The 2171-nt window shown below is 37.4% G+C and carries 4 protein-coding genes; all 4 read right to left on the reverse strand.

Translation table 11 applies throughout. From position 1 onward, the window contains the following. A partial coding sequence (locus E1176_RS02020) for a DUF420 domain-containing protein (RefSeq protein WP_155208907.1) occupies positions 1-513 on the reverse strand: 513 nt, incomplete at its 3' end. Continuing rightward, the gene (locus E1176_RS02025) at positions 494-1033 is read right to left on the reverse strand and encodes a hypothetical protein (RefSeq protein WP_155208908.1); all 540 of its coding nucleotides are present in this window, start codon (positions 1031-1033) and stop codon (positions 494-496) included. The genes E1176_RS02020 and E1176_RS02025, both read right to left, overlap by 20 nt. Before the next feature lie 67 nt (positions 1034-1100). Next, positions 1101-1427: a cytochrome C oxidase subunit IV family protein gene (locus E1176_RS02030; RefSeq protein WP_155208909.1), complete on the reverse strand. Its 327-nt coding sequence runs from the start codon at positions 1425-1427 to the stop codon at positions 1101-1103. A gap of 19 nt (positions 1428-1446) precedes the next feature. Continuing rightward, complete coding sequence (locus E1176_RS02035) at positions 1447-2166, reverse strand: cytochrome c oxidase subunit 3 (protein WP_155208910.1); 720 nt, start codon at positions 2164-2166, stop codon at positions 1447-1449. Positions 2167-2171: the final 5 nt, after the last annotated feature.

The following is a 2171-nucleotide window of genomic DNA, read 5'->3' on the forward strand; positions in this document are numbered from 1 at the left end:
AATCATTATGTACACCACTACACCTGTAATTGCCACATATAGCCATACTGGAAATGTAATTCTAGCCAGCTTACGATGTTTATCAAATCGCTCTGACAAAGCTCTTACGAAAGTAAATAGCACAAGCGGTATCACCACGATTGAAAGCAATATGTGCGAGATCAATATAAAAAAGTAAATATATCTCATGGTTCCCTCACCACCATAGGGTGTAGAGTCGCTTGTCATATGATATACCACATACATCACTAAAAAGAGTGCAGATAGACCAATACAAGTCTTCATAAGGTTCTCATGCACTTTCATCTTCTTATTCTTAATAGCTATCAATCCGGCTATTAACAGAATTGCAGTCAAACCGTTTATCGATGCATATATCGGAGGTAAGAATGAGAAATCATAACCTTCAATCTTTACTGAAAAGAGGACGGCTACTGCCACAGGAATAATTACTGATAATGCGATTATCAGTTTATTATACTTATTATCTTCTTTATTTATTGTTTCGCTCATTTTCTAACAAAATTTTCATCTCCACTATAAGTCTATCTATTTCGTCCCGCTCGGTATCAAAATACCCTCTGATCCTTTTTTTAGAGTCTATCAACACAAACTGATTGACCGTATCAGTTACAAAATTACATCTCATTTGCTTAACAAACTGAGAAGAATCAAGGTAGTTTAATTGCTTATTTTCTTCAGCCAATGCGGAATCATAAGTATAGGTTATATAAGTCATACCCGACACAGCATCTTGCAATCTATTTGTGATATTGCTTACTTCAAGAGACTGGAAGCTTTGAGTTTGTTTAAGAAATAACACTGCTGACGGTAGTTTGTCCTCATCAAACTTTACCATATACTGGTCATTTTTACTATCCGCTGAACAGTCCTGCCAATGGTCCGGCTTTCCTTCTTCGTAGTAGATAGGGATGTCAAACTTATTTTCGCCAAAAGTTTTCAAAAACAAGAAGATAACAATTGGAATAAGCAGAACTGCTGATAAGAAAATTACTTTGAGGTATTTATTCACTGCTATATATTAAAGAAGGCTAAAGTTTCCCTTAGCCTCCTGTATTTTATGATTCGTCAAACTCGTTTTAATATCTTGCATCGTATAACGCACCCCCTTCATAAACGAATGCGACAAGCATCCATACTACAAAGATCATTGGGATAAGAATTGACCAAATTAATACTTTGGCCTCATACTTTAAGTGCATAAACTCGCCTACGATATAAACGGCTTTAACAATAGTAAGTCCGATAAATATTGATGTTCTAAGTACGCCAGCATCCATGGTAAAGGCAAATAAGAATTCTACCGCGGTTACTGCCGCTAATATACCTGCTGTAACCCAGATTTTCTTAATCTTAGATTTATCTGCGGGCTGTACTTGAACTGATGTTGATTCTTCAGAATGCATATCTTATATAATTATATTTTTAAACCAAATAAAAGAATGTAAACACAAATACCCACACAAGGTCTACAAAGTGCCAGTAAAGACCTACTTTCTCAACCATTTCATAATGGCCTCGTTTGTCATACACACCTGTTATAGTGTTATAATAAACGATAAAGTTTAGTACTACTCCACTAAATACGTGTGTACCGTGAAAACCTGTTATGAAGAAAAAGAGTGCTGCAAAATCCGGAGGACCATATTCGTTCCACGAAAGGCCGGCTCCGCCACCGCCAGTTCCAACAATAAAGTGAGACCATTCCCAAGCCTGACAGCCTAAGAATACTAATCCACCTATGATGGTCCAAAGCATCCATTTTTCAACAGCTTTTCTATCCATTCTATGACCAGCTTCTACCGCAAGTACCATAGTTACACTACTCATAATCAGGATAAAGGTCATTATACCCACGAAGACCAATGGTAAGTGCACACCATGTAGAAATGGTACTGCCTCAAATACCATTTCCGGTATTGGCCAATAGTCTTGTGAAAAGGTAAAGTCACCAACAGCACCTTCAAATGCAGGGTGTGCTGAGCGAATTAGACCATATGTAATAAGTAATGCTGAGAATGTAAAAGCATCCGAAAGCAAGAAAAACCACATCATGAGTTTACCATAACTCGCTTTTAGTGGTGCTTGCCCACCATCCCAAATGCTTCTTTTGGGCTGATCAATTGTATGTGCGGTAGATGACATAAACG

It is taken from the genome of Fulvivirga aurantia, from assembly GCF_009711475.1.
GTDB lineage: Bacteria > Bacteroidota > Bacteroidia > Cytophagales > Cyclobacteriaceae > Fulvivirga > Fulvivirga aurantia.

What these genes read in the sequence shown, in the direction of transcription:
- E1176_RS02030 (WP_155208909.1), bottom strand. Translation starts at nt 1,427, where the DNA reads ATGCATTCTGAAGAATCAACATCAGTTCAAGTACAGCCCGCAGATAAA.
- E1176_RS02035 (WP_155208910.1), bottom strand. Translation starts at nt 2,166, where the DNA reads ATGTCATCTACCGCACATACAATTGATCAGCCCAAAAGAAGCATTTGG.